Origin of the sequence: Micromonospora sp. NBC_00421 (assembly GCF_036017915.1) — a bacterium.
Lineage (GTDB): Bacteria > Actinomycetota > Actinomycetes > Mycobacteriales > Micromonosporaceae > Micromonospora.
In genome coordinates this window covers 3,573,870-3,600,138 of record NZ_CP107929.1, presented here as the reverse complement: position 1 = coordinate 3,600,138, position 26,269 = coordinate 3,573,870, and the positions used below count along the sequence as shown (strand labels likewise).

Annotated in this window: 19 protein-coding genes; 11 read left to right on the top strand and 8 right to left on the bottom strand. The window is 72.7% G+C overall.

The genetic code is table 11. From position 1 onward, the window contains the following. Nucleotides 1–72: 72 nt before the first annotated feature. The 5 genes from OHQ87_RS14920 (at nt 73) to OHQ87_RS14900 (ending at nt 7,272) form a co-directional block, all read left to right on the top strand. Nucleotides 73–711, top strand: a complete 639-nt coding sequence (locus OHQ87_RS14920) for a TetR/AcrR family transcriptional regulator (RefSeq protein ID WP_328348674.1) — start codon at nt 73–75, stop codon at nt 709–711. 179 nt (nt 712–890) lie between these two features. Further along, entirely contained in the window at nt 891–3,011 is a 2,121-nt protein-coding gene (locus OHQ87_RS14915; protein ID WP_328348673.1) for a DUF6077 domain-containing protein, read from the top strand. A gap of 212 nt (nt 3,012–3,223) precedes the next feature. Further along, nucleotides 3,224–4,978 carry a CDP-glycerol glycerophosphotransferase family protein gene (locus tag OHQ87_RS14910; protein WP_328348672.1) on the top strand — a complete coding sequence of 585 codons (1,755 nt, stop codon included), beginning with the start codon at nt 3,224–3,226 and terminating at the stop codon, nt 4,976–4,978. Between the two features lie 199 nt (nt 4,979–5,177). Continuing rightward, nucleotides 5,178–5,834: a response regulator transcription factor gene (locus OHQ87_RS14905; protein WP_328348671.1), complete on the top strand. Its 657-nt coding sequence runs from the start codon at nt 5,178–5,180 to the stop codon at nt 5,832–5,834. Between the two features lie 10 nt (nt 5,835–5,844). Next, entirely contained in the window at nt 5,845–7,272 is a 1,428-nt protein-coding gene (locus OHQ87_RS14900) for a sensor histidine kinase (protein ID WP_328348670.1), read from the top strand. 2 nt (nt 7,273–7,274) lie between these two features. On the opposite strand, the gene OHQ87_RS14895 is transcribed toward OHQ87_RS14900, so the two are convergent. The 4 genes from OHQ87_RS14895 to OHQ87_RS14880 all read right to left on the bottom strand — a co-directional run bounded on the left by OHQ87_RS14895 (nt 7,275) and on the right by OHQ87_RS14880 (nt 11,586). Next, the gene (locus OHQ87_RS14895; RefSeq protein ID WP_328348854.1) at nt 7,275–8,177 is read right to left on the bottom strand and encodes a TAXI family TRAP transporter solute-binding subunit; all 903 of its coding nucleotides are present in this window, start codon (nt 8,175–8,177) and stop codon (nt 7,275–7,277) included. 204 nt (nt 8,178–8,381) lie between these two features. Continuing rightward, nucleotides 8,382–9,050, bottom strand: a complete 669-nt coding sequence (locus OHQ87_RS14890) for a hypothetical protein (protein WP_328348669.1) — start codon at nt 9,048–9,050, stop codon at nt 8,382–8,384. 96 nt (nt 9,051–9,146) lie between these two features. Next, nucleotides 9,147–9,938: a peroxide stress protein YaaA gene (yaaA, locus tag OHQ87_RS14885; protein WP_328348668.1), complete on the bottom strand. Its 792-nt coding sequence runs from the start codon at nt 9,936–9,938 to the stop codon at nt 9,147–9,149. Nucleotides 9,939–9,960: 22 nt separating this feature from the next. Then, entirely contained in the window at nt 9,961–11,586 is a 1,626-nt protein-coding gene (locus OHQ87_RS14880; protein WP_328348667.1) for a hypothetical protein, read from the bottom strand. A gap of 272 nt (nt 11,587–11,858) precedes the next feature. Here OHQ87_RS14880 and OHQ87_RS14875 point away from each other — a divergent pair, with 272 nt between their 5' ends. Continuing rightward, nucleotides 11,859–12,902, top strand: coding sequence for an App1 family protein (locus OHQ87_RS14875; protein ID WP_328348666.1), 1,044 nt, complete (start codon nt 11,859–11,861; stop codon nt 12,900–12,902). A gap of 30 nt (nt 12,903–12,932) precedes the next feature. Here the strand turns inward: OHQ87_RS14875 and glgB are convergent, their stop codons facing one another. The 4 genes from glgB to glgA all read right to left on the bottom strand — a co-directional run bounded on the left by glgB (nt 12,933) and on the right by glgA (nt 19,232). Continuing rightward, nucleotides 12,933–15,035, bottom strand: coding sequence for a 1,4-alpha-glucan branching protein GlgB (glgB, locus tag OHQ87_RS14870; RefSeq protein ID WP_328348665.1), 2,103 nt, complete (start codon nt 15,033–15,035; stop codon nt 12,933–12,935). Continuing rightward, a complete protein-coding gene (locus OHQ87_RS14865; RefSeq protein ID WP_328348664.1) occupies nt 15,023–17,239 on the bottom strand; it encodes an alpha-1,4-glucan--maltose-1-phosphate maltosyltransferase in 2,217 nt (738 codons plus the stop codon). The genes glgB and OHQ87_RS14865 overlap by 13 nt, the downstream gene beginning before the upstream one ends. Before the next feature lie 4 nt (nt 17,240–17,243). Continuing rightward, nucleotides 17,244–17,639, bottom strand: a complete 396-nt coding sequence (locus tag OHQ87_RS14860; protein ID WP_328348663.1) for a hypothetical protein — start codon at nt 17,637–17,639, stop codon at nt 17,244–17,246. A 390-nt stretch (nt 17,640–18,029) separates the two neighbouring features. After that, nucleotides 18,030–19,232, bottom strand: coding sequence for a glycogen synthase (gene glgA / locus OHQ87_RS14855; protein WP_328348662.1), 1,203 nt, complete (start codon nt 19,230–19,232; stop codon nt 18,030–18,032). Nucleotides 19,233–19,327: 95 nt separating this feature from the next. Here glgA and glgC point away from each other — a divergent pair, with 95 nt between their 5' ends. The 5 genes from glgC (at nt 19,328) to OHQ87_RS14830 (ending at nt 26,233) form a co-directional block, all read left to right on the top strand. Beyond that, nucleotides 19,328–20,560, top strand: a complete 1,233-nt coding sequence (gene glgC, locus OHQ87_RS14850) for a glucose-1-phosphate adenylyltransferase (protein WP_328348661.1) — start codon at nt 19,328–19,330, stop codon at nt 20,558–20,560. A gap of 91 nt (nt 20,561–20,651) precedes the next feature. Next, nucleotides 20,652–22,289 carry a phosphoglucomutase (alpha-D-glucose-1,6-bisphosphate-dependent) gene (pgm, locus tag OHQ87_RS14845; RefSeq protein ID WP_328348660.1) on the top strand — a complete coding sequence of 546 codons (1,638 nt, stop codon included), beginning with the start codon at nt 20,652–20,654 and terminating at the stop codon, nt 22,287–22,289. A 151-nt stretch (nt 22,290–22,440) separates the two neighbouring features. Next, complete coding sequence (locus OHQ87_RS14840; protein WP_328348659.1) at nt 22,441–23,718, top strand: hypothetical protein; 1,278 nt, start codon at nt 22,441–22,443, stop codon at nt 23,716–23,718. A gap of 23 nt (nt 23,719–23,741) precedes the next feature. Then, entirely contained in the window at nt 23,742–24,962 is a 1,221-nt protein-coding gene (locus OHQ87_RS14835; RefSeq protein WP_328348658.1) for a hypothetical protein, read from the top strand. After that, on the top strand, nt 24,959–26,233 hold the full coding sequence (locus OHQ87_RS14830) for a hypothetical protein (protein ID WP_328348657.1): 1,275 nt from the start codon (nt 24,959–24,961) through the stop codon (nt 26,231–26,233). The genes OHQ87_RS14835 and OHQ87_RS14830 overlap by 4 nt, the downstream gene beginning before the upstream one ends. Nucleotides 26,234–26,269: the final 36 nt, after the last annotated feature.

The following is a 26,269-nucleotide window of genomic DNA, read 5'->3' as shown; positions in this document are numbered from 1 at the left end:
AAAACACGTCGGGACGCAACCGTACCGTCGTTGCGCTACATTGGCCCACGTGACAGGTGCGAAGAGTCCCCGATGACCAGCGACAAGAGGCGTCCGCCGGCCGGCGCGGCGGTGCTGAGGGGCGACATCACCAGAGCCATCCGCCGCGCCCTGATGCAGGAACTCGCCGCGGTCGGATACGGGCGGCTCTCCATCGAGGCGGTGGCCCGCCGGGCCGGGGTGAGCAAGACCGCGATCTACCGCCGGTGGAGCTCGAAACTCGACCTGGTGATCGAGACCGTGGTCGCCGCCGCCGGCAGCAAACTGCCCGCGCTGGACACCGGCAGCCTGCGCGGCGACCTGACGCTGCTGTTCCAGGTGGTCGCCCACGCGCTGCGCCACCCGCTGGCCTCGCAGATCATCCCCGACCTGCTCGCCGAGGCGGCCCGCAACCCGACCATCGACGAGACCCTCCAGCAGCTGCTGCGGGCCAAGCAGCAGGAGATCGGCGGGCGGTTGATCGGCCTGGCGGTGGAACGCGGCGAGTTGCCCGCCGACACCGATGCCGACGCGGCGGTCGACCTGATCGTCGGCCCGCTGTACTGGCGGCTGGCCATCGCCCGTACCCCGCTCACCCCGACCTACCTGGACCAGTTGGTGGAGTCGGTGGCCGTCGGGCTGACCGCGAACGGCTCGGTGCCCCGCCAGCGGGAGGCTCCGATGCCCCGGTGAGCGGCTCCGCGCCCCGCCCGGCAATCTCCGCGACGCCGCCACGCCGCCCACCGGCCATCGGCGGAGGGTGGTTGCGGTTACCCTGCTCTCCGGACCGGAGCCGGGCGACCGTCGCGTACCGCCGCCCGCCCGCCGCACGACTCTCGCGCACCTTGCCCGTACGACGACAAGGACGACCCGTGCCGAACGCCGACCCCGTTGCCGTGGCGCCCCCGCCCGCCGCGCCCCCGCCCGCCGCGCCGGCCACCGGGCGACCGCAGCCCGCGCACCGGCTGCGGTCGGCGCTCGCCGCCGCCCCGGCCGTCATCACCGACGCGGCAGTGCTGGGCTTCGCGCTGTGGACGGTGCTCTACCACGCGTCCTTCCTGTTCGGGCTGCGCCCGTCGGTGACGTTCCTGATCTGGCTGGTCGGCTGCGTCCTGGTCACCGCCCTGGTCGGGGTGCGCGCCCTGCGCCGGGCCCGCGTCCCTGCCCCGGCGGGTGCGGCTTCCGACGCCGCCCCGGCGCCGGCGGCTTCCGACGCCGCCCCGGCGGGCGGCACGGGCCAGCCGCGCCGTTGGCTGCTGCCCGTGGTCGCCGCCGGGGTGGTCGCCGCCGTCACCGCCGGCCTCGCCGGCACCCCGGCCGGCGACGTGCTCTCCTGGTGGGTCCCGGCCGCCGCCGGCGCGGTCGCGGGCCTCGGTGCCATGCTGCTCACCCGGCGGGCGTGGCGGGCCGACGACGCGGCCCCGCCCGCGCCACCGGCCCCCACCGCCCTCCAGTCCGGGTACGCGCTGCTGATCTCGGTCGGCGTGGCGATCTCCTCGCTCTATCTGGCCCGCAACACCCCGGACGACGTCTACTACGTCGGCAGGACGGTCTGGGTGGCCGAGCGGGACCTGGTGCCCACCAACGACTTCCTGTTCACCGAGAACGTCGCCCCGGCGATGGGTTCGCTGCCACCCACCCCGTCGATCGAGGTGTTCGACGGCGCGCTCGCCCACGTGCTCGGCATCCACGGCGCGTCCGCCACCTGGTACCTCGCGTTGCCGGTGATGGCGGTGCTGGCCGTCCTCGCGCTGTGGCGGCTCACCCACCGGTGGGCCCCGCGCCGGCCGGTGCTCGCGTTCAGCGTCGCGGTCGCCTACCTCTACCTGGTGGCCGGCTCGGACGCCGCGCTCGGCACCTTCCACCTGCCCCGCCTCTACGAGGGCAAGGGGATGTTCGTCTCGGCGGTCATCCCGCTGATGTGGCTCTACCTCACCGAGTGGTTCGACACCCGGTCGCGCCGCTCGCTGCTGCTCGTCTTCGCGCTCTCGGTCACCGCGGCCGGGCTCACCACCACCTCGGCGATCATCCTGCCGATGCTGGTCGGCGCGGCCGGCTTCGCGATGCTGCTGGTCGGCCGGTGGAAGGACGCGGTGATCGGCGGGCTCGCCGCCGTGGCGTACCCGGTGGGGGCGATCGTGGTGTCCCGGCTCGTGCTGGGCGGGATGAACGCCGCCGGCGCGGACGACGCCTTCTTCGACGCCGAGTACACCTACCGGCGGACGTTGCTGGTCGGCATCGTCGGGGTGATCAGCGGCCTGGCGCTGTGGTGCGGCCCGCTGCTGGCCCGCCGCCGCACCCCGGCGCTGCTGGCCGCCGGTGCCGCCCTGGTGATGAGCGTGCTGCTGGTGCCCGGCGTGCTGGAGACGCTCGGCGCGCTGACCGGCATCTCCGTGGTGCTCTGGCGGGTGCCGTGGCTGCTCGCCCTGCCGACCCTGATCGGTCTGCTCTGCACGGTGTCCGTCCCGTCGCCGTCGCGGCTGCTGCGCGGCGCGGTGGGCGGGCTGGTCGCCGCCGCGATGGTCACCTCGTTCGCCGTCTGGGCCACCCCGATGTGGTCGCCGGACAGTTGGGTGGAGACGCACACCCGCCCCACCTGGAAGCTGCCCCAGCAGCGGCAGCAGATCGCCTTCTGGATCGCCGGGCAGGACCGGCCGGCAGGGCTGGTGCTCGCCCCCTCGACGATCATGCGAACCTCGCTGATCGTGACCAGCCGGGTCCGGGTCGTCCTGCCCCGCGACTTCTACCTGGTGGAGTACGACCTGAACTCCGACTTCGCCAAGGACCGGCTGCTGCTGGCCCACTTCGCCGACGGGCGCGAGAAACCCGGCCGGGAGCAGGTCGCCACCGCCCTCGACCGGGTCGGCGTCGGCACCATCTGCGTCTACAACGGCAACCGCTACGCCCGCGACATGGCCGTCGAGCTGGGCTTCGAGGAGTTCGCCTCGCGTCGGGGACCGGGCGCGACGACCTGCTACGGCAGGTCGGGCTGAGCAACTGACACCCGGTGTCGTCCGGGAAGTATCGTCGCGTCTGCCCGAAATGGAGCCGGATACCCGAGCGACACCGGGGCGTCCCCTCACGTTAAAGTCGCAGTCACCCGCAGGCCGCTCGGTCGGTCGCGGTGCTGCGGTCACCCAGTCGTTCGACGCGACGCCGACCGCCGGGCCCTGCCCGTCATCGATCTCGTAGGGAGCGTCCTCCTTTGTTCGGCACGTTACTGGAACGCACCGGCACCGCCGCCCGAGGCGCGCTGCTGGTGCTGACCTACCTGGTCATGCTCGTCGCGGGCGGCTTCGGGTGGGTGGTCCTGTTCGCCGTGGCCGGGCTGGCCGCCGTCGTCGGTGAGTTCGCCGTCACCCGCTGGTCGCCGCCGTCGGAGACGCTGCTCGAGAAGGTCGGCCTCAACCGGGGTTACCGGCAGCTCAGCCGGGACCTGGCGACCGTCCTGCTGGTCGCCGCCACGGTCCCGCTCACCGCTGTCGAGTTGACCTGGCTGCTGGTGCTCCCGGCGGCGGTCTGGGTGATCGCGGTCTTCGCGGGCGCGCTCAACACCATGATCGACCGCCGGAACCCGATCTCCGCGCTGGTCCGCAACATCGAGTTGGGCCCGATCCGCTCGGCGCCCCGCCCACCGGCCTGGATCGCCGACCTGGCCGGCGTCCAGCTCGCGGTGCTCAACGTGCTGCTGATCCCGGCCGCCGTGGTCGCCGCGGTCCGGGCCGACGCCGTCCCCGTCCTGGCGGTCGCCGCGTTGGCCGCCGGTCTCGCCGCGCTGGTCGGCGCGGTGGTCGCGGTGACCTGGCTGCGCGGCCGGGGCACCGGCAAGAGCCCGGTGCTGCCGGTGCTCCAGCGCTGGCTCGACAACCACCGCCCCGAGGTGGCGCTCTACTTCGCCGGCCCGGCCAAGGACGTCTACCAGGCCAACATGTGGCTGGCCCCGACCGAGGCGCTGCACCAGCGGGCGGTCGTGCTGATGCGCAGCAAGGAGGCGTTCTTCGAGCTGGCCGACACCCGGCTGCCGGTGATCTGCGTGCCGACCGGACCGGACTTCATGAACCTCGAACTGGGCACCGTCCGGGCCGCCCTCTACGCGGCGAACGTCGGCGCGAACATCCACATGCTGCGCGAGCCGGGCATGAAGCACGTCTTCGTCGGCCACGGCGACAGCGACAAGCAGGCCAGCGTCAACCCCTACAGCAAGGTGTACGACGAGGTCTGGGTCGCCGGTCTGGCCGGCCGGGAGCGGTACGCGCGCGCTGCGGTCGGCGTACGGGACGACGACATCGTGGAGATCGGCCGACCCCAGCTCGCCGGGGTGCACACCTTCGGTTCGACGGCCCCCGACCGGCCGTTCACCGTCCTCTACGCCCCCACCTGGGAGGGTTGGCTCGACGACGACCCCTACCACACCTCGCTGGTGCTGATGGGGGAGCGGATCGTCCAGGGCGTGCTGGCCACCCCGCAGGTCCGGCTGGTCTACAAGCCGCACCCGCTGACCGGCTCCCGGTCCAGGGAGGCCAAGGCGGTGCACGAGCGGTTGGTGTCGCTGGTCCGGGCCGCCGGTGGCGATCCGGACGCCGGGTCGCTGGACGGCCCCGGGCACCGGGTGGTCACCGGCCGGGTTCCCGCACTGTTCGACTGCTTCAACCAGACCGACCTGCTGGTCAGTGACATATCCAGTGTGGTCTCCGACTTCGTGCAGAGCCAGCGGCCGTACGTGGTGGCCAATCCCAGCGGGCTGCCGGAGGACGAGTTCCGGCGCGAGTTCCCCACCTCCCGGGGGGCGTACCTGCTCTCCCGGGACTGCGGTGAGCTGGCGAAGATCCTCGCGCTGACCCGGGCCGGCGACGACCCGATGACCGACGCCCGGCGGGACCTGAAGACCTACCTGCTCGGCCCGGCCGAGACCAACCCGATGGACCGGTTCCAGGAGGAGATCGGTCGGCTCTGCCACTGACCGGCTGTGCTGTGGGGCCCGGGACGACCACTCGTCCCGGGCCCCGCGCCGTTGACCGGACGGCGGCACCGGGCCGACGGTCGGGGTGGTCGAGGTGGTCGGAGTCCCACAGCCCGGCCCGGGGTTCCCCGCCGTTTCCACCGCACGGGTGTTTCTGCCACCATTCGCTCGTCATCCGTACGACGAATGGGGATCACCGGTGCGCATCCTGCTGGTCGAGGACGACCGACGGGTGGCCGCCGCCCTCGCCTCGGCGTTGACCCGACGCGGGTACGAGGTCGAGCACGCCGCCACCGTCGCCGCCGCGCTCTCCGCCGCCCCCTGCGATCTGGTCCTGCTCGACCTCACCCTGCCCGACGGGGACGGCACCGAGGTGTGCCGGGAGTTGCGGCGGCGCAGCAGCCAGCTCGGCATCATCGCGGTCACCGCCCGGGGCGAGGAACGTGACCGGGTGCTCGGGTTGCGACTCGGCGCCGACGACTACGTGGTGAAACCGTTCTCGATGGTGGAGTTGCAGGCCCGGATCGAGGCGGTGCTGCGGCGGGCGGCCAACGCGGTGCCGGCGCCGGACCTCATCGAGGCCGGTCCGGTCCGCATCGACGTGTCCGGCCGGACGGTCACCGTCGACGGCGAGCCGGTGGCGCTGACCCGTAAGGAGTTCGACATCCTGCTCTCGCTGGCCCGCCAGCCCGGCACGGCGGTGCCCCGGGACCGCATCCTGCTCGACGTCTGGGGCACCACCTGGGCCGACCGGCACACCGTCGAGGTGCACGTCGGCTCGCTGCGCGGCAAGCTCGGCGACCCCCGGTTGGTGGAGACCGTACGCGGGGTCGGGTACCGGCTCCGGGCGGCGTGAGGGGCAGCCGGTGCGTCGTCGACTGGTGATCAGCTACCTGCTGCTGATGGTGTTGGTGCTCCTGGCGTTGGAGACCCCGCTCGCGGCCACCCTGGCGTCCCGGGAGACCGACCGGGTGCGCGCCGACCGGCTCGCCGACGCGACCCGGTTCGCCTCGCTGGCCGGGCCGGCGTTGCGCGGGGGTGGTGCCGGGCCGCTGACCGGCGAGCTGGTCAGCTACGACCAGCTGTACGGCATCGGTGCGGCGGTGGTCGACCGGGACGGCCGGACGCTTGTGGTGTCGGCCAGCTGGAGCACCGGCCGGGACACCCGGGCGGCGCTGGACAGCGCGTTGGCCGGGCAGCAGTTCAACGGGTCGGACTCGGTGTGGCCCTGGGTGGACGGCCCGCTGGTGGTGGCGGTGCCCATCAACGACGGCGGTGAGGTGCTCGGTGCGGTGGTCACCGCCACCCCGGTGGAGAAGGTCCGCCGCACTGTCACCGCCTGGTGGCTGCTGCTCGCCGGGATCGGACTGCTCGCCGTGCTGGCCTGCGTCTCCACCGCGTTCGGGCTGGCCGGCTGGGTGTTGCGCCCGGTGACCGAACTGGACGCGGTGACCCATGAGATCGCCGAGGGGGACCGGGGTGCCCGGGTGCAGGACCGGTGGGGTCCGCCCGAGCTGCGCCGGCTGGCGGCCAGCTTCAACCACATGGCGGCGGTGGTCTCCGACGTGATGGACCGGCAACGGGCCTTCGTCGCGCACGCCAGCCACCAGTTGCGCAACCCGCTGACCGCGCTGCGGCTGCGGGTGGAGGAGTTGGGACCGAGCGTGGTCGACCCGGACGGACGGGCCGAGCACCGGCTGGCCCTGGAGGAGACCGACCGGTTGGCGCTGGTCCTCGACGGGCTGCTCACCCTGGCCCGCGCGGAGCGCGAGCAGAACGAGCGGGTCACCGTGGACGCGGCGGCGGTGGCCGCGTCCCGGGTCGCCGCGTGGGAGCCGCTGGCCCGGCACCGCTCGGTCACCCTGCGCCTGGCGGCGTCCGGCCCGGCGTACGCGCGGACCGTGCCCACCGCCGTCGACCAGGCGTTGGACGCGCTGATCGACAACGCGATCAAGTTCAGCGGTGACGGCGGGGAGGTGACCGTGGCGGTCCGGAACGCCGACGGGGGCACCGCCCTGGAGGTGCGCGACACCGGCCCGGGGATGACGCCTGGCCAGCTCGACCAGGCCACCGAACGGTTCTGGCGGGCCCCCGACACGCAGAACATCGAGGGTGCCGGCCTCGGCCTCACCATCGTGGCGGTGCTGGTGGACGCCTCCGACGGTCGGCTCACCATGCATCCCGGCGAACCGCGCGGCCTGGTCGCCGAGCTGTGGTTCCCTGCCCCGCCCGACACCGACACCGACCCCGGATCCGGTGCCCGGTCCGTCGACGCGGCCCTGCCCGCCGGCTGAGGTCAGGGTTTGGCGGACCGGTACCAGTCGGCCGCGCCCGGGTGCAGCGGCAGCGGGGTGGTGGCGATCGCCGAGCGGGGACTCATCCGGCCGGCTGCCGGATGTGCGGCGGCCAACTCTGCCCGACGCTCCATCAGCAGCCGGGTGACCTCCCGAACCAACGGCTCCGGCAGATCCGCCCGGACGATCAGATAGTTGGGGTTGGCGACAGTGGTGACCGGATCCACCCCGTACACCGAGCGGGGGATGTCCCGGGAGACGTACACCTCGCGGTAGCTACGGCGCAGCGGTTCGGTCCACTCGCCCAGGTCCACCAACCGGATCGAGATGGCGTCGGACAGCGCCGCCACCCCGCGTACCGGCAGGCCGCCGGAGAAGAAGAAGGCATCGATCCGGCCGGCCCGCAGTGCCGTCACCGAGTCGTCCAGGCCCAGGTGTTCCTGGCGGATCCGGTCGCCGCCGAGTCGGGCCACCTCCAGCAGGCGGGTCGCGGTGATCTCGGTGCCGGAGCCGGGGGCGCCCACCGAGACCCGCCGCCCGCGCAGGTCGGCGAGGTCGCGGATCGGACCGCCGGCGGTGGTGACCAGGTGCAGCAGGTCGTCGTAGACCCGGGCCACCGCGAGTACCTTCGGCGGGCTGGTCGGGGTGGTGTCGAGCACGTCGGCCTGGGTGAAGCCCAGTTCGGCGGCGCCCGAGCCGACCAGCCGGACGTTCTCGGCGGAGGCGGCGGTGACCACCACGCTGGCCCGTACCCCGGGCAGCTCGCGGTTGAGGACGGTGGACAGGGACTGGCCGAAGGCATGGTAGACGGCGGTCGGGCTACCGGTGGCGATCCGGATCCGGACCGGCTCGTCGGGGGAGTCCTGACAGGCGGCGAGCCCGCCGAGCGCGACGACCAGCAGCATCAGCAGCACCCCGCCGGCGGAGGCAGGCCGCCGGCAGCGTCCGGTCCAGCTAGGGCTCACGCGGTGCACTCTGCGCTGTCACCGCTCTCGGCGCAACCTCAGCCGGCCGGTCCGGGGCCCGGGTTCCGGGTCAGCTCGCGGCGCGGACAGCCCCGGTCCGGGTGAGCCGGCAGGATCCGGCCGGCGGCGTCGGCGGCACGGCGGTCAGGCGCCGGTGGGCAGGCGGACCGGGGCCAACGCGGCCCGTTCCATGATCCGTAGCCGGTCCGGGCCGTCCGCGACGCTCACCACCAGACAGCCGGCCCCCGGTCGCAGCAGTGCCGACACCTCCAACAGGGACGCCGACCGGACCAGCACGGCGGCCAGCTCCCGATCGGCCAGCCGGATGCCGAGGATGTGCCGGCGGACGTGCCGCCCGCCGGCCATCAGCGCCGAGCGCCAGGCCGCCGCGGCGAGCCGGGCCCGCCAGGCGGCCCGGGGGGTGGAGGAACCGACGGCCGGTCCGAGCAGCTCCCGCCGTCCCTGCCGCCAACCCGCCTCCCGCAACGTCGCGTACCCGGTGAGTCGGTCCGCCGGCACGTGCAACCGGTGCAGCTCGTACCGGCGGCGCAGGCCACCGGTGACCACCTCGTGCGCGACCGGCACGTCCAGCCGGACCAGCAACTGCCGCAACCGCAGCGCGGCGTCCTCCCGGTTGAACTCCACCACCCCCCGCTCGGATGGCGGTGTCGGTCCCGGCCTGGTGACCGCCGGGGCCGGCGTGCAGCGCACCAGGCAGGCCACCTCGAACGCGTCGGCCAGGGTCATCCAGTCCAGCGGTGGCGGGGTCGACGGGAGGCGCGGCCGGTCGAGCAGGCGGGGTTCGGGGGTCATCTGACCGTTCCTTCTCGGTTTCGGGTCCCCTTACCGTCACCTGCCGGTCCCTGCGTCTCCAGCCATCCGCACCGGAATTGAGGAAATCTTGCGTTCCTACAGTTCGGTCACCACCACCTCGACCAGCCGGGGGCGGCCCGCCGTCACCGGCTGCTGTTCGACCTGGTACTTCAGGTCACGCAGCGCGCCGACCAGGGCGGTGGCGCTGCGCGGCCGGGCGCCGGCGACCAGCAGGTCGCGGACCAGCCGTCCCTTGGTCGCCTTGTTGAAGTGGCTCACCACCGTGCGTTCCCCCGGCCGGCGTTCGTGCAGCACCCGCACGGTGACGGTCCGTGCGGCCAGCTCCGCCGGCGGCGTCCAGGTCGCCGCGTAGGCGGCGGAGCGCAGGTCCAGCACCGGGCCGCCGCCGGCCGCCGCCGTCAGCACCGGCGACAACACCCTTCGCCAGTACGCCGACAGCGCCCCCACCCCCGGCAACCGCGCCCCGATCGGGCACCGGTACGGCGGGATCCGGTCGGTGAGTCGTACCGCGCCCCACAGGCCCGAGCTGACCAGCACCGAGCGGCGGGCTGCCCGCAGCGCTCCCGGAGGCAGGGTGGCCAGACCGAGCGCCTCGTAGAGCACCCCGGTGTAGACCTGCCCGGCCGGTGCGGTGGCGGCCCGGTCCAGCCGGGCGTTACGGGCCAGTTCCCCACGCTGACCGACGGTCAACCCGAGAGCGGCCAGCGCGGCGTCCTCGGTACCGTCGGACCCGTCGAGGGACATCAGCGCGGTCAACACCTCCTCCCGGGCCGGGGTCAGCTCGGGCAGGGAGAGCCGGGACAGGTCGAGCCGACGACCGGTGCCGGCGTCGGCCTTTCCCTCGGAGGGCGGCAGCAGGATGAGCACCCGGAGAGCGTACGGGCCGAGGTCAGCGCCCCGGCCGCACGGCACTCGTCGGGTGGTACACCCGATAGCCTGACACCTCGACCAGCCGGGCGGTGTCGGCCCGGTCACCGAGCAGGTCACGCAGCCGACGCTCGGCCGGGGAGTCGACCGGCAGCACGTACCCGGGCCGCGCCGCCCGCTCCACCCGACGCCAGTACGGCCGGTAGCGGTTGTACCCCGGGCCGAGCTGCCCGTCGAGCACCGCGCAGACCACCCGTTCACCGGTGTCGAAGGTCAACCGGTTGCAGGTCCAGTAGTCGCCGTAGACCTCCCGCAGGCCGGTACGGCGTACCGCGTCGGCAAGTTGCCGGGCCCGCCGCTGGTCGGCCATGGGGCCGTCCAGGGCCACCAGGAACAGGCCGGTCGCCACCACTGCGGCGGTGGTCAACCCGGCCAGCACCGCCGTGGCACCCGCCCCGACCAGCCGGCCGGCCATCCCCACGGTGCCCCGCCAGCAGGCCGCCGCCGCCAGCCAGAGCGGCCAGAGCACCGCAGGCAGGGAGATCTGCAACACCGACAGGTAGCGGGCGTTGGCAAGCGGTTCGGTCGCGGCGAGCGGGCTGCGGACGTACGCCAGCAGGGTCAGGGCGGCACCGGCGAGCAGGGTGAGCTGGGTGACCGGCCGGACCCGCACGGCCGTCGGGCGGCGCGCGGCCCGGCGGTAGCCGACCAGCGCGAGCACGGCGGCGGTGGCCACCAGCACCGGGTAGAGCACGCCGAACCACTCCTGCCAGCGGGCGCAGCCGGTGGGCGGGCAGAGGCCGCTGGCCAGCGGCACCCCTTCCAGCAGCCCGCCCCGCAGCCGGTCCGCCCACGGTGGCGGCGGGCCGGTGCCGGCGCTGAGCTGACGCAGCACCGACAGCGAGTCCGCGCCCGGCGGCGCGGTCAGGTTGTCCCAGACCAGCGGGGCCACGCCGAGCCCGAAGCCGGCCACCAGCAACAGCCCCGGCCAGCCCGACAATTCCCGGCGGACGGCGTAGATCAGCAGCAGGCCGGCGACCGCCAGGTAGGGCGCGAGCAGCCAGTCCGACCAGAGCGCCGCCCCGGCGAGCAACCCGGCCAACCCCACCGCCGCCGCCCGCCGCCACCAGGTGCGCCGCCACCGGACCCGTGGCCCGGCCAGGCCCACCGCGATCAGCAGGATCGCCAGCACCATCGGCTTCCCCTCGGCCCGCCCACCGACCACGGTGAGCTGGTCGCGGACCACCCGTTCGGTGCCGAGTGCCAGCAGCCCCACGGTGAAGGTGGCGAACCACGGCCGGTAGAGCCGTCGGGTCAGCCGGTAGGACAACCAGAGGAAGACCGCGTACAACGCGACGAGTGGCAGTCGCAGCACCGGCCAGTCCGCCCCGGCCAGCGCCACCAGCGGGGCCGCCAGGTACGACTCGATCATGCCCATGTAGTGCTGCCCGTACAGGAAGACCGGGTGTTCCCGGCCGTCGGCGATGTGCATCGCGGCCAGCCCGAAGGTCGCCTCGTCGCTGTTCGCGGCGGGCACCGTCAGCAGGGTCAGGACCAACCGGTAACCCACCCCGGCCAGCCCGAGCAGCAGCGCGACCAGCGCCGGACGGTCGAACCGCGCGCGGTCGGGCGGTACAGGTGTCGACACGACCAACGCCTCCGTCGTCGTCCCGGCCGGAGTCTGGCACGCCGACCGGCACTCCCGGGCCGAAACGGGCAAAACGGCGACTGGCCGGCACTCCGGCCTGCCTGCAGTGTCGGCCCGTCGGGCACCTGCCGTGTTGGCCTGTCCGGCATCCGCCGCGCCGGCCCGCCGGTGCACGGTCGGCCGCCGAACCCGCCCGCCGACCTGGGCGCTCGTTCGCTGTGCTGCTGGTCGCTCGCCTGGCCGCTGCCGGGCTCCTGTGGCAGGGTTGCACCGTGCCCTCCTCCTCCACCACGAGCCAGTTGGCCGTGCCCACCCTGCACCGGGCGGCGCGGATCGAGGACGCCCTGCACCAGTTGGTGGAGCGCCGGCTGCGACGCACCGGATGGCAACCCAACATCGTCGCGTACGCCGGCTACGGCGCCCCCGGCTGGGCGCGGGTGCTGTGCCGGGTGCTGCTCAGCCGCCCCGACCGTCGGCAGGGCCGGCTGGAGAAGGTACGCGGCTGGCGTAGCTTCGCCACCCTGCCCGCCAAGCACGTCGAGGTCACCATCGAGGCGGGCGACGGCGTGCACACCGCCCGCGCCGACCGCAGCGGCTTCGTCGACACGGTGGTCAAGGCCGACTTCACCCCCGGCTGGGCCTCGGTGCGGCTGCGGGTGGCCGACGCCGAACCGGTCGAGGCACTGGTCCGGGTCATCGACCCGAAGGTGCGCCTCGGCATCCTTTCCGACATCGACGACACGGTCATGGTGACCGCGCTGCCCCGGCCCATGCTGGCCGCGTGGAACACCTTCGTCCTCGACGAGCACGCCCGCACGGCGGTGCCCGGCATGGCGGTGCTCTATGAACGCCTGGTCACCGCCCACCCGGGCAGCCCGGTGTTCTACCTGTCCACCGGCGCGTGGAACGTCGCGCCGACGCTTACCCGGTTCCTGTCCCGGCACCTCTACCCGGCCGGCCCGCTGCTGCTCACCGACTGGGGGCCGACGGCCGACCGCTGGTTCCGCAGCGGCCGGGAGCACAAGCGGGCCACCCTGGCCCGGTTGGCCACCGAGTTCCCCGACGTGCGCTGGCTGCTGATCGGCGACGACGGGCAGCACGACCAGGAGATCTACCGGGAGTTCGCCGCCGCCCACCCGGAGAACGTCGCCGGGGTGGCGATCCGCCGGCTCTCGCCGACCCAGTCGGTGCTCGCCGGCAGCCTGCCCGTGCCGAACGACAGGCCGTCGTCGGCGGGGCCGGTGGGGCAGAAGTGGCTCTCCGCCCCCGACGGCGCGGGGCTGTGGAAGCTGCTCCGCGACGCCGGCCTGGTCTGAGCTGCCCGACCGGCGTCCCGTGCGGGTGGTTCAGTCGCGGCGGAGCCAGAGTACGCCGAGCGGGGGGACCCGCAGCGCCACCGAGGCGGGCAGGCCGTGCCAGGGGACGTCCTGGGCGTGCACCGCGCCGAGGTTGCCCACCCCGGAGCCGCCGTAGTGCTGGGCGTCGGTGTTGATCACCTCGGTCCAGCTGCCGCCGGCCGGTAGGCCGACCCGGTAGTCCTCCAGCGGGCTCGCGGAGAAGTTCGCCACGCAGACCAGGGTCGCGCCGTCCGGGGCGATCCGGACGAAGGAGGCCGCGTTGTTGGCGACGTCGTCCCCGGCGATCCAGCGGAACCCGGCCGGGTCGGTGTCCTGCGCCCACAGCGCCGGGGTGTCCCGGTAGGCGGCGTTGAGGTCGGCGACCAGCCGCTGCACCCCGGCCCGCGCCGGATCGTGCAGGAGATACCAGTCCAGCCCGCGTTCCTCGCTCCACTCCCGGTCGTCGCCCAGCTCGCAGCCCATGAAGAGCAGTTGCTTGCCCGGATGCGCCCACATGTACGCCAGCAGCGCCCGTACGTTTGCCAGCCGTTGCCAGGTGTCGCCGGGCATCTTGCCGGCCAGTGAGCCCTTGCCGTGCACCACCTCGTCGTGGCTGATCGGCAGCACGTAGTTCTCGCTCCAGGCGTACGCCAGGGAGAAGGTGAGCTGATGGTGGTGGTGCTGCCGGTAGATCGGGTCCTTCGCGGTGTAGAGCAGGGTGTCGTGCATCCAGCCCATGTTCCACTTGAAGCCGAAGCCGAGCCCGCCGTCGGCGGTGGGCCGGGTCACCCCGGGCCAGGCGGTGGACTCCTCGGCGATCATCACCACCCCGGCGTGGTGCTTGTAGACGGTGGCGTTGACCTCCTGCATGAAGGCGATCGCCTCCAGGTTCTCCCGGCCGCCGTGCTGGTTGGGCAGCCACTGCCCCTCGGGGCGGGAGTAGTCCAGGTAGAGCATCGAGGCGACCGCGTCCACCCGCAGGCCGTCGATGTGGAACTCGTCGCACCAGTAGAGCGCGTTGGCGACCAGGAAGTTGCGCACCTCCCGGCGGCCGAAGTCGAAGACGTACGTGCCCCAGTCGGGGTGCTCGCCGCGACGCGGGTCGGGGTGCTCGTAGAGCGGGGTGCCGTCGAAGCGGGCCAACGCCCACTCGTCCTTGGGGAAGTGCGCGGGCACCCAGTCCAGCAGCACCCCGATGCCGGCGGCGTGCAGCCGGTCCACCAGGTGCCGGAAGTCGTCCGGGTCACCGAACCGGGAGGTGGGCGCGAAGTAGCCGGTGACCTGGTAGCCCCAGGAACCGCCGAACGGGTGCTCCATCACCGGCAGGAACTCCACGTGCGTGAAGCCCATCTCGGTGACGTACGCGGTGAGCTGCTCGGCCAGCTCCCGGTAGCCGAGGCCGGGCCGCCACGAGCCGAGGTGCACCTCGTACACGCTCATCGGTTCCTGGTGCGGCTGCCGGCGGGCCCGGCGCTCCAGCCATCGCGCGTCGGTCCACTCGTAGCGGGACCGGTGCACCACCGAGGCGGTGGCGGGCGGCACCTCCGCGTAGTTGGCAAGCGGGTCGGCCTTGTCCCGCCACTGCCCGTCGGCACCGAGGACGCGGTACTTGTAACGCGCCCCCTCCGGTGCGCCGGGCACGAAGATCTCCCAGACGCCGCTGGACCCGAGGCAGCGCATCGGCCAACCGTCGTCCGGCCCCCAGCCGACGAAGTCGCCGATCACCCGCACCCCACGGGCGTTGGGTGCCCACACCGAGAAGGCGACGCCGTCGTCGCGCACCCGCGCGCCGAGCGCCTCCCAGAGCCGCTCGTGCCGGCCCTCGCCGATCAGGTGCAGGTCCAGCTCGCCGAGGGTCGGCGGGTGACGGTACGGGTCGTCGGTGAGCCAGCCGTCGACCTCGACCCGGTAGTCGAGCACGCTGCCCTCGACGCGGGCCTCGAAGACGCCGACGTCGTGCACCCGCTTCATCGGGTGCCGGTCGTCGCCCACCAGCAGCACCACGTCACCGGCGCCCCGCCGCATGGTGCGGATCGTGGTCCACCCGTCGGCGGGGTGCGCGCCGAGCAGGGCGTGCGGGTCGTGCGTCGCGCCGGCGATCAGCTGGTCCATCTGGCGTCCTTCGAGGCGGGGTCGGTCGGAGTACTGCCGTGCGGGGTCCGGCCGGTCCTGGTCCGGCCGTTCTTGAATTTGCGGCCGGTCCCGGCGGTGCGGGTCGTGGTGGGGTCGGGCGACCGGGCGACCTCAGGGGCGGGCGCGGTCGGCGCGGTGCCGCCGGAGAGCTCGCCGGGCACGTCCTCGACGGTCAGCGCGGCCGGTTCCGTACCGGCCGGCATCGCGGTGGGCGGTGTCGGCGGGCGGCGGATCGTCAGCACGTGCGCGGGTTGCAGGTACGGGTCGAGCCGGACCGCGTTGCGCTGGCCCCACTCGTAGCCGGCCCCGGTCAGCTCGTCGTGCACGGTGAACCGCTCGTGCCAGTCGAAGCCGAGCGCCGGCATGTCCAGGGTGGTGTTGCCCCACTGCACGGTGTGCGAGTCGAACGAGCAGACCACGATGACCGTGTCGCCGGTGTCCGGGTCGCGCTTGGACCAGCAGAGCAACGCCGGGTTGTCGATGTCGTGGAAGACCAGGTTGCGCAGCCGGTGCAGGGCCGGGTGCTCCCGGCGTACCCGGTTGAGGGTGGCGACGAACGGGGCGAGCGAGCGGCCGTGCGCCTGCGCGCCGGCCCAGTCCCGGGGGCGCAGCTCGTACTTCTCGTTGTCGAGGTATTCCTCGGCGCCGGGGCGGGCGACGTGCTCGAACAGCTCGAAACCGGCGTAGATGCCCCAGGACGGGCTGAGCAGCGCGGCCAGCACCGCCCGGATCTTGAACATCGGTGGCCCCCCGTGTTGCAGGGACTCGTGCAGGATGTCGGGCGTGTTGGGCCAGAAGTTCGGCCGCATCCAGTCGACCGAGGCGACCAGCTCCTCGCAGTACTCCCGCATCTCGGCCGCCGTCGTACGCCAGGTGAAATAGGTGTACGACTGGGTGAAGCCGATTTTGCCGAGCCCGTGCATGATCGCCGGCCGGGTGAACGCCTCGGCCAGGAAGAGCACGTCCGGGTCGGTGCGCTTGACCTCGGCGATCAGCCGGTGCCAGAAGTCGAACGGCTTGGTGTGCGGATTGTCCACCCGGAAGATCCGGATGCCCTCGCCGACCCAGTGCCGCACCACCCGCAGCACCTCGGCCCGGATGCCGTCGGGGTCGTTGTCGAAGTTGACCGGGTAGATGTCCTGGTATTTCTTGGGCGGGTTCTCCGCGTACGCGATGCTGCCGTCGGCGCGGGTGGTGAACCACTCCGGGTGCTCGGTCACCCACGGGTGGTCGGGGGCGCACTGCAACGCCAGGTCCATCGCCACCTCCAGGCCCTGCTCGGCGGCGGCGGCGACGAACTCGCGGAAGTCGGCCGGCGTACCCAGGTCGGGGTGGATGGCGTCGTGGCCGCCCTCGGCCGCGCCGATCGCCCACGGCGAGCCGACGTCGTCCGGCCCGGCGGTCAGCGCGTTGTTGCGGCCCTTGCGGTTGACCCGGCCGATCGGGTGGATCGGCGGCAGGTAGAGCACGTCGAAGCCCATCGCCGCGACCCCGGGCAGCCGGTCCAGCGCGGTGACGAAGGTGCCCGAGCGGGCCGGCGCGTCGACGGTGGCCGGGACCGCGCCCTCGGAGCGGGGGAAGAACTCGTACCAGGCGGAGAAGAGGGCCCGGGGGCGGTCCACCCAGAGCAGGTGCGGCGTGCCGGCGGTGACCAGTTCCCGCACCGGGTATGCCCAGAGCAGGTCGGCCAGGTCGAGCGCCGGGGTTACCCGCCGGGCCAGGTCGGCCTCCTTGTCGCCCAGTGCGGCCACCGCCGCCTCGACCCGCCCGGCCTCACCTGCCGGTACGAGTGCCAGGGCGGCGGTCAACACCCGGACGCCCTCGGCCAGGTCGTTGGCCAGTTCGGCCGCCCCCTGCCCGGCGGCGACCTTCTTGGTCACCGCGTTGTGCCAGGTCAGGTACGGGTCCTGGAACGCCTCGACGGTGAAGGTCCACTCGCCGACCGCGTCCGGGCGGATGGTGGCGTGCCACTGGTCCTGCCCCGGTTCACCGGGGAGCATCCGGGTGAACGGGCGGGTCGCGCCGTCCGGGCCGTGCCAGACCACGTTGCAGCCGAGCGCGTCGTGCCCTTCCCGGTAGGCGCGTGCCGACACCGGTACTACCTCGTCGACCACCGCCTTGGCCGGGTAGCGACCGCAGGCGACGATGGGGGAGACGTCTTCGATCGGGAACCGTCCGCTCACCCGCTCAACCTACTGTGCGAGATCCCCTCGCGCTCGGCCCGGCCGGTCCGCCACCCGCTGGAAGGCCGGGTTTCCGCCTCTGACGGTGATCGCCGTCCAGGTCGCCGACGCGGTCGAGGGCTATCCACCGACGACGCGATGGGCCGAGGTCAGGCAATCTGACGGAGGTCGCTGCCGTAGTCGAAGATGATCCGGGCGTCACGTCCAGCGCGTCGTCGTCGCCGTCGTCGCCGTCGTGTAGATCGGCGCGGATGTCGTCCCAGTCATGGAGGTCGCTCATCAGCCCTCCCTCCGTTTCCTCTCGACGGCAGGCCAACCGGCTCTCCGGTGGGTACTCGCCCTGCTGGATGCGGGCGTGCAGGTCGGCGGCTATCTTCCGATAGCCCATCGGGATGGTCATGGACCTGGCTTCGCTCGGCAGCACTTTCGTCGTAGATCGGTATGCCTGTCAGGCATATTTATGCCTGACAGGCATACGACTCTCTGGGGAGTGGTACCCCCGTCGGGGTGACGCACCGGCCAGGCGCTCGACCGGTACTGCTCGCGCTGCCGGTGGGTCGCCGGGGAGTCGGCGCGACCGGAACCCGTCACCGACGTCGAGCCGGTGCTGGCCGCGCTGGCCCGTTGCCACGTCGAGGCACCGGGGGTACGGCCCGGTCGCGCTGGTGCTGCTCAAGGTCGACCGGCCGGAGGTGGCCTGGCTGGCCGCCGACCCGCCCGCCCTGGCCCGCCTCGCCGCCACCCTCCGCGTCAGCCGAGAGCAGCCGACATGGTCGAGGAGGACGGGGCCCTATGCCAGTAGCGAGCGGTACAGCTCCAGGGTCTGGACGGCGATGGCGTCCCAGGAGAAGTGCTCCACGGCCCGTCGTCGGCCGGCGAGACCGAACATCCCGGTGCGCTTCGGGTCGGCCAGCAGCTCGTTGATCGTCTTGCCCAGGTCGGCGACGAACCGGTCCGGGTCGAGCGGGTTGCCGCTGCCGTCGCCGGCCTGCTCGATCGGCACCAGCAGCCCGGTCTCGCCGTCGGCGACGACCTCGGGAATGCCGCCGGTGGCGGTCGCCACCACCGCCGTCTCGCAGGCCATCGCCTCCAGGTTGACGATGCCCATCGGCTCGTAGACCGAGGGGCAGACGAAGATGGTGGCGTGGGTGAGCACCTGGATCACCTCGGGCTTGGGCAGCATCTCGGCCACCCAGACCACCCCGGACCGGTTGGCCCGCAGCTCGGTGACCAGCCCCTCCACCTCGGCGGCGATCTCCGGGGTGTCCGGGGCGCCGGCGAGCAGCACCAACTGGGTGTCGGCGGGCAGCTCCCGGGCCGCGCGCAGCAGGTAGGGCAGGCCCTTCTGCCTGGTGATCCGCCCCACGTACACCACGCTGGGGCGGGCGGGGTCGATGCCGAGCCGGTCCAGCACGTCGGTGCCGTGGTCCGGGGCGTACTGGGCGGTGTCGATACCGTTGTAGACCACCCGGACCCGGTCCGGGTTCACCGCCGGGTAGGCGGTCAGCACGTCCCGCCGCATCCCCGCACTGACCGCGACGATCGCGTCGGCGGACTCCATGGCCGTCCGCTCGCACCAGGAGGAGAGCGCGTAGCCGCCGCCGAGCTGTTCGGCCTTCCACGGGCGCAGCGGTTCCAGGCTGTGCGCGGTCACCACGTGCGGCACCCCGTACAGCAGCTTGGCGGTGTGCCCGGCCAGGTTGGCGTACCAGGTGTGGCTGTGCACCACGTCGGTGCCGGCGCACCCGGCGGTCATCGCCAGGTCGACGCCCATGGTGCGCAGCGCGGCGTTCGCGCCGGTCAGGCCGGCCGGCTCGGGGTACGCGGTGACGCCCGGCTCGGTGCGCGCCGCGCCGAAGCAGTGCACCCGGACCTCGGCGAGCCGGCGCAGCTCCCGGGCCAGGTACTCGACGTGCACCCCGGCGCCGCCGTACACCTCCGGCGGGTACTCCCGGGTCAGCAGGTCCACGCGCAGCGGGGCGGAGTCGGTCATGCCCGGCACCCTAGTGCAGAAACCGGCCGCGCACCCGGCACGGAACTGTGCCCGTACGAGTGGTGAAGTCGCAGCGGTATGGATAGCGTCTGGTCATGGCTGCCAAGGTGCTCGCGATCGTCCTGGCCGGCGGAGAGGGCAAGCGCCTCATGCCGCTCACCGCGGACCGGGCCAAGCCGGCCGTCCCGTTCGGCGGGATGTACCGCATGGTCGATTTCGTCCTGTCCAATCTGGCGAACGCCGGCTTTCTCAAGATCGTCGTGCTGACCCAGTACAAGTCCCACTCCCTGGACCGGCACATCACCAAGACGTGGCGGATGTCGACGCTGCTCGGCAACTACGTCACGCCGGTGCCGGCCCAGCAGCGACGGGGCCCCTGGTGGTTCGCCGGCTCCGCCGACGCGATCTACCAGAGCTTCAACCTGATCAACGACGAGCAGCCGGAGCACGTGATCGTCTTCGGCGCCGACCACATCTACCGGATGGACCCCCGGCAGATGGTCGACGACCACATCGCCTCCGGCGCGGCGGTCACCGTCGCCGGCATCCGGCAGCCGCTGTCGATGGCCGACCAGTTCGGCGTGATCGAGGTCGGCGAGGACGGCAAGCGGATCCGGGCCTTCCGGGAGAAGCCGACCGACGCGGTGGGCCTGCCCGACGCCCCCGACCAGATCTACGCCTCGATGGGCAACTACGTCTTCTCCACGCGGGCGCTCTGCGAGGCCGTCGAGCGCGACGCGGCCGACAAGACCAGCAAGCACGACATGGGCGGCAGCATCATCCCGATGCTCGTCGAGCGGGGCGAGGCCAACGTCTACGACTTCCAGGACAACGAGGTGCCCGGCAGCACCGACCGGGACCGGGGGTACTGGCGGGACGTGGGGACGCTCGACTCGTTCTACGACGCGCACATGGATCTGATCAACGTGCACCCGGTGTTCAACCTCTACAACTTCGACTGGCCCATCTACACCGACCAGCCGCCGTACCCGCCGGCGAAGTTCGTCCACCAGTGGGGCGAGCGGGTCGGCCGGGCGGTCGGGTCGATGATCTCGCCCGGCGCGGTGATCTCCGGCTCGCTGGTGGAGAACTCGGTCGTCTCGCCCAAGGTCAAGGTGCACTCCTGGGCGCAGGTCGACGGCGCGGTGCTGATGGAGGGCGTCGAGATCGGCCGGCACGCGGTGGTCCGCAACGCCATCCTCGACAAGAACGTCTTCGTGCCCGAGGGCGTCGAGATCGGCGTCGACCTGGAAAAGGACCGGCAGCGTTACACCGTCTCCGACAACGGCATCGTCGTCATCGGCAAGGGCCAGCGCATCGAGCCCTGAGCCGGGTGCGGCCCGGCCCCTGAGCCGGGTGCGGCCCGGCCGTCGCCGGGGAAGACAGCGCTCCATCCGTACCATCGAGGAGGTTTCCGCAGTGGCCCACCCCCGTGCCGGACAGCCCGCCGGTCCCGCCGACCTGGTCGACGTGCCCCGGCTGGTGACCGCCTACTACGCCGAGCACCCGGACCCGGACGACCCGGCGCAGCAGGTCTCGTTCGGCACCTCCGGCCACCGGGGGTCCAGCCTGCGCAACGCCTTCAACGAGGATCACATCCTCGCGGTCACCCAGGCGCTCTGCGACTACCGCCGGGAACAGGGCCTGACCGGCCCGCTCTTCCTGGCCCGGGACAGCCACGCGCTCTCCGCTCCCGCCGAGGTCAGCGCGTTGGAGGTGCTCGCCGCCAACGACGTCACCGTGCTGCGGGACAGCCGGGACGGCTACACCCCCACCCCGGCGCTGTCGCACGCCGTGCTCACCCACAACCGGGGGCGCACCGACGGGCTCGCCGACGGCATCGTGATCACCCCGTCGCACAACCCGCCCGACGACGGCGGCTTCAAGTACAACCCGACCAACGGCGGGCCCGCCGACACCGACGTCACGAAGTGGATCCAGGACCGGGCGAACGCGATCCTGGCCGCCGGGCTCAAGGAGGTCAGACGCATCCCGTACGCGCGGGCGCGGGCCGCCGACACCACAGGCACGTACGACTTCCTCGCCGGCTACGTCGACGACCTGCCATCGGTGCTCGACATCGAGGCGATCCGGGACGCCGGGGTGCGGATCGGGGCCGACCCGCTCGGCGGGGCCAGCGTCGCCTACTGGGGTGAGATCGCCGAGCGGCACCGCCTCGACCTCACCGTGATCAACCCGCTGGTCGACCCGACCTGGCGGTTCATGACCCTGGACGGGGACGGCAAGATCCGGATGGACTGCTCGTCGCCGAACGCGATGGCGTCGCTGATCGCCGCCCGGGACCGGTTCCAGGTCTCCACCGGCAACGACGCCGACGCCGACCGGCACGGCATCGTCACCCCCGACGGTGGCCTGATGAACCCCAACCACTACCTGGCGGTGGCGATCGGCCACCTGTTCCGTACCCGGTCGCGGTGGAACCCGGCGGCGGCCGTCGGTAAGACCCTGGTCTCCTCCTCGATGATCGACCGGATCGCGGCCGACCTGGGCCGGCCGCTGCTGGAGGTGCCTGTCGGCTTCAAGTGGTTCGTCCCCGGGCTGCTCGACGGCACTGTCGGCTTCGGCGGCGAGGAGAGCGCCGGGGCGTCGTTCCTGCGCCGCGACGGCAGCACCTGGACCACCGACAAGGACGGCATCCTGCTCTGCCTGCTCGCCGCCGAGATCATCGCCAGCACCGGCCGGACCCCGAGCGAGCACTACGCCGCGCTGACCGAACGCTTCGGCGCACCCGCGTACGCCCGGATCGACGCCCCGGCGAGCCGGGAGCAGAAGGCGGTGCTCGGCCGGCTCTCCCCGGAGCAGGTCACCGCCACCGAGCTGGCCGGTGAGCCGATCACCGCCACGCTGACCAGCGCCCCGGGCAACGGGGCGTCCATCGGTGGGCTGAAGGTGACCACCGAGTCGGGGTGGTTCGCCGCCCGGCCGTCGGGCACCGAGGACGTCTACAAGATCTACGCCGAGTCGTTCCAGGGGCCGGAGCACCTGGCCCAGCTTCAACAGGAGGCGAAGGCCCTGGTCGACGCCGTGCTGGCGTAGTCCCGGAGGCTGCCCTGCGCCCCGTCCGGCCACCGGGCGGGGCGCACGCCGTGCTGCCCCCGGTACCCGGAGTTTCCGCTCCGGAGCGTTTCGTGATCTCGACTCGATCGTTGCGCATGAGGCGACCGAAAACGGGTGAGGGGGGCGGACGATGACCTGGTCCAGGGCGGTCTCCGACCCTGGCTCCGAGATCGGTGTCGTCGACCCCCGGGCAGCCCGTCCGGCCCGTGCAGCGTCGTCGGGACGTCAGCGGGAACTGGTCGGCCGGCTGCTGCGTTGCTATCCCGTGAGCTTCCTGGTGCTCGCCCCGTACGCGCTGCTGATCCTGCCGATGGCGGTGGTCAACGACAATCCGCGCACCGGCTTCATCGTGTTCCTGGTGGGCCTGGCGTTGCTGGGCACCGTCACCGTGGAGACGTTCTGCCTGCTCCTCGGGCGGCCCGATCCGCAGTGGCGGCGCGGCATGCGCCAGGCGACCGCCCGGCACCCCGGGATCTATCCGGTGGCCCGCCTGGTCGTGCTGATCAGCATCGCGGCCGAACTGCTGGGGGCGCACCTCGGGGAGGGGAACCTCGTCGCGCAGATCTCCGGGGAGACGGCCGACACGCCCATGGTGGCGGTGACCAAGTTGTTCTCCGGTTGGGCGGCGCTCGGGTTCGCGCTGCTGGTCGCCAGCCACCTCGGCGGTTACCTGTCCAAGGCGAAGCTGTGCGTCTGGCTGGGCGCGCTCGTCGTCAGCAAGGCCGTCGTCACCGTGCTGACCGCCCTCACGGCGCCACTGATCGCCTTCGTCTTCTTCGCGGTCACCGCCGGGGTGGTCTGCGGCGTGTTCCGGTTGCGGTACCTGATGGTCGGCACGCTGATGCTGGTGCTGCTGTGGCCGGCCATGTTCGACTACCGCAACGGGCTGCGGGAGGACCAGGGCGTCGCGGTGGACGACGCGGTCACCGCGACGGACCGGATGCGCCTGGACCGGCAACTGACTGTCGTCTCGGAGACGGAGGTTCCCGTCGACCTCGGTCAGCCCGAGGGCGTCGACTACCTCAGATACGGTCTGGTGCCACGGATCCTGGACCCCGACCGGCCGGCTCTGACGACCGGACAACAGATCAACCAGTACCTCGGCGGTAGCCGGACGTCGGCCTCCAACTTCCTGTTGCTGGGCAACATGTGGTTCTTCGACGGTCCCGACGGGGTGGTGGCCGTGCACGCCTTCTGGGCCGGGTTCGTGGCGCTGTTGATGCGCTGGCGGGGACGGCCCGGCCCGGCCCGGTTGAGTCTGGTCTGTCTGGTGTTCTCCGACGCGTTGCTGTGGTCCGGCACCTATCCCGACTCGATGATCGGGTTCGTGCAACACGTGGTGTCGGCGATGGCGGTCTTCTCTCTGCTGTGGTTGGCCCGGAGCTTCCCCGGCCGGACGCGCGCATGACCCGACCGGGGCGAAGTGCCCGGGTGGAACGTCAGCGGGAGTTCGTCGGCGGGCTGCTGCGGTGTTATCCCGTCAGCTTCCTCGTGCTCGCCCCGTACGCGGTGTTCATCGTTCCGATGGTGGTGCTCCACCACAACCCGCGTACCGGTTTCCTCGTGTTCCTGGTGGGCCTGGCGTTGCTGGGCAGCGTCTGTGTGGAGACGGCCGGCCTGGCCTTCGGGCGTCCCGATCCGCAGTGGCGGCAGGGCATGCGACAGGCGACCGCCCGGTACCCCCAGATCTATCCGGTGGCCCGGCTGGTGACCCTGACCGGCATCGCGGCGAACATCGTCGGGGCCCACCTCGGTCGGGGGACCGTCGTCGCCCAGGTGACCGGCGACCTGTCCGACACACCTCTGGGGATGGTGTGTGCGCTCTTCTCCGGCTGGGGCACGCTGGGCTTCGCCCTGCTGGTGGGCAGCCGACTCAGCGGTCGGCTCTCGCAGCCGAAGCTGTACTGCTGGCTGACCGCTCTCGTCGGCGTGGAGGCGTACGTCGCAGCGCTGACCGCCCGTTCCGCGCCACTGGTCGCGCTGGTGTTCTTCGTGGCTGCCGCCGGGGCGGTCTGCGGCGTCTTCCGGCTGCGTCATCTCCTGCTCTGGGCGGTGGTCCTCCTGCTCGCCTGGCCCGCCATGTTCGCCCAGCGCAACACCATCCGGGAGGAGCACGGAGTCGTGGTGGACACCCAGGTCACCGCCGCCGACCGGATCCGTCTGGACAGTCAACTCACGGCGGTGGCGGGCTTCGAGGTGCCGGTCGAGATCGGCCAGCCCGGTGTCGTGGACTATATCCGGTACGGGCTGGTGCCCCGGGTGCTTGATCCGGACCGGCCGGCGCTGTCCACCGGGCAACGGATCAACCAGTTCCTCGGCGGCGGGCCGACGTCGGCCTTCAACTTCCTGTTGCTGGGCAACATCTGGTTGTTCGACGGTCCCGTCGGGGTGGTGGCCGTGCACGCCTTCTGGGCCGGGTTCGTGGCGCTGCTGCTGCGCTGGCGGGGTCGACCGGGCCCGGCCCGCTTGACGTTGTTCTGCCTGGTCTTCTCCGATGTGCTGCTCTGGTCCGGGACCTATCCCGACTCCACCATCGGCTTCCTGCAACACCTGATGTCGGCGGTACCGGTCTTCCTCCTGCTGTGGCTGACCCGTCGCGCCCCCGTCGGGCGGGACGACCGGGTGCCACTGCTGGTGGGTGCCGCCCGGTGACCGTTCGGGCCCGCTCCCGCGTCGGTCGTGGCGACGCCCCGGTCGTCCCCCGCAGCGGTGGTCGGGCCGTGCTCGCCCTGCTCGTCGGAGGGTTGTCCAGCGGCGGCAACCTGCTGGTGGCGATCACCGTCACCCGGCTGGAGTCGATCGGCGGGGTGGGCGAGTTCGCCCTGGCCTTCTCGTTCTACGTTCTCGGCTCCGGGCTGGTCCGCAGCATGGTGACCGACGCCGTCCTGGCGGCGGGGACGGGCGTCACCTCCGCCGCCCGGAGGGTCACCCTGCTCGGCACGGTCTGCGGCACAGTGCTCGGGGCCGCGGGCGCGGCGTACGGCTCGCCCTATCTGGTGTGCGTGGGCCTCGCCCTGCCGGGTCTGGTGCTCTACGACTACGCGAAGGCGATCGCCGTCGGCGTCGGCACCCCGTCGGGGGCGCTGTTCCAGGAGACCGCCTGGGCGGCGGTGACCGGCTGCGCCGCGCTGTGCGGCCTGCTCCGGCTGCTCGACGCGCCGTACGTGGTCGGCATCTGGGCCTTCGCTGGTGGGCTGATCGGCGTGGTCGTCGGGGTCCGCCGCGGCTACGTGGTGCGACCCGGCTGGCGCATCGGTAGGGCGGAGAGCCGCGTCGCGGTGGGGTTCGGCACGCAGTTCCTGCTGACCACCGGATCGGCGCAGTTGTCGCTGAGCGCGGTGGCCGCCTTCGCGGGCACCTCGGTGGTCGGGGCGTTGAGCGCCGGAAGGACGCTGCTGGGGCCGGTGAACCTGGTGCTTTCCACCGCCGCCACGCTGACCCTGCCGTACCTGGCCCGCAGCCGCACCGAGTCCCGGGAGGTGCGGTCCAGGGCGGCCGTTCGGGTCTCGCTGCTCGTGGCTGCCGGCATCCTGCCGATGACGGCTGCGGTCGCCCTCCTGCCCGACGCGGTCGGCAGGACGCTGCTCGGCGGCAACTGGGACCTGGCCCGCAGCCTGCTGGTGCTGCTGTCGCTGGAGAGCCTGTTCGCGGTGCCGGCTGCCGTCGGCTTCGCCGGGCTGCGGGTGGAGCAGGCGAACCGGCGGGCGATTCTGCTCGGCATCCTGCTGGGCGGATTGCGGGTGCCCGTGGTCGTCGGCGCGGCGGTGCTGTTCGGGGCCACCGGTGCGGCCGGTGCGCTCGCGGTGCTCGCTCTGGTCAGCGCGGTCGCCTGGGCCAGCAGCTACCTGCTGCTGCTGCGGCACCGTGCGGCGCACCGCGCGCCGGCACACCGCCGGCTCGACCCGGTCCCGCCCGGCCGGTGAGCCGGGGCGGGACCGCCCGGTGGGTGAGCCGGGCGC

Excerpts from the sequence above, each read along its gene's own strand:
- OHQ87_RS14920 (WP_328348674.1), top strand. The coding sequence starts at position 73 with ATGACCAGCGACAAGAGGCGTCCGCCGGCCGGCGCGGCGGTGCTGAGG.
- OHQ87_RS14895 (WP_328348854.1), bottom strand. The coding sequence starts at position 8,177 with ATGCTGCTGGTCGTCGCGCTCGGCGGGCTCGCCGCCTGTCAGGACTCC.
- OHQ87_RS14890 (WP_328348669.1), bottom strand. The coding sequence starts at position 9,050 with ATGACCCCCGAACCCCGCCTGCTCGACCGGCCGCGCCTCCCGTCGACC.
- glgB (WP_328348665.1), bottom strand. The coding sequence starts at position 15,035 with ATGGACCAGCTGATCGCCGGCGCGACGCACGACCCGCACGCCCTGCTC.
- OHQ87_RS14860 (WP_328348663.1), bottom strand. The coding sequence starts at position 17,639 with ATGACCATCCCGATGGGCTATCGGAAGATAGCCGCCGACCTGCACGCC.
- glgA (WP_328348662.1), bottom strand. The coding sequence starts at position 19,232 with ATGACCGACTCCGCCCCGCTGCGCGTGGACCTGCTGACCCGGGAGTAC.
- glgC (WP_328348661.1), top strand. The coding sequence starts at position 19,328 with ATGGCTGCCAAGGTGCTCGCGATCGTCCTGGCCGGCGGAGAGGGCAAG.
- OHQ87_RS14840 (WP_328348659.1), top strand. The coding sequence starts at position 22,441 with ATGACCTGGTCCAGGGCGGTCTCCGACCCTGGCTCCGAGATCGGTGTC.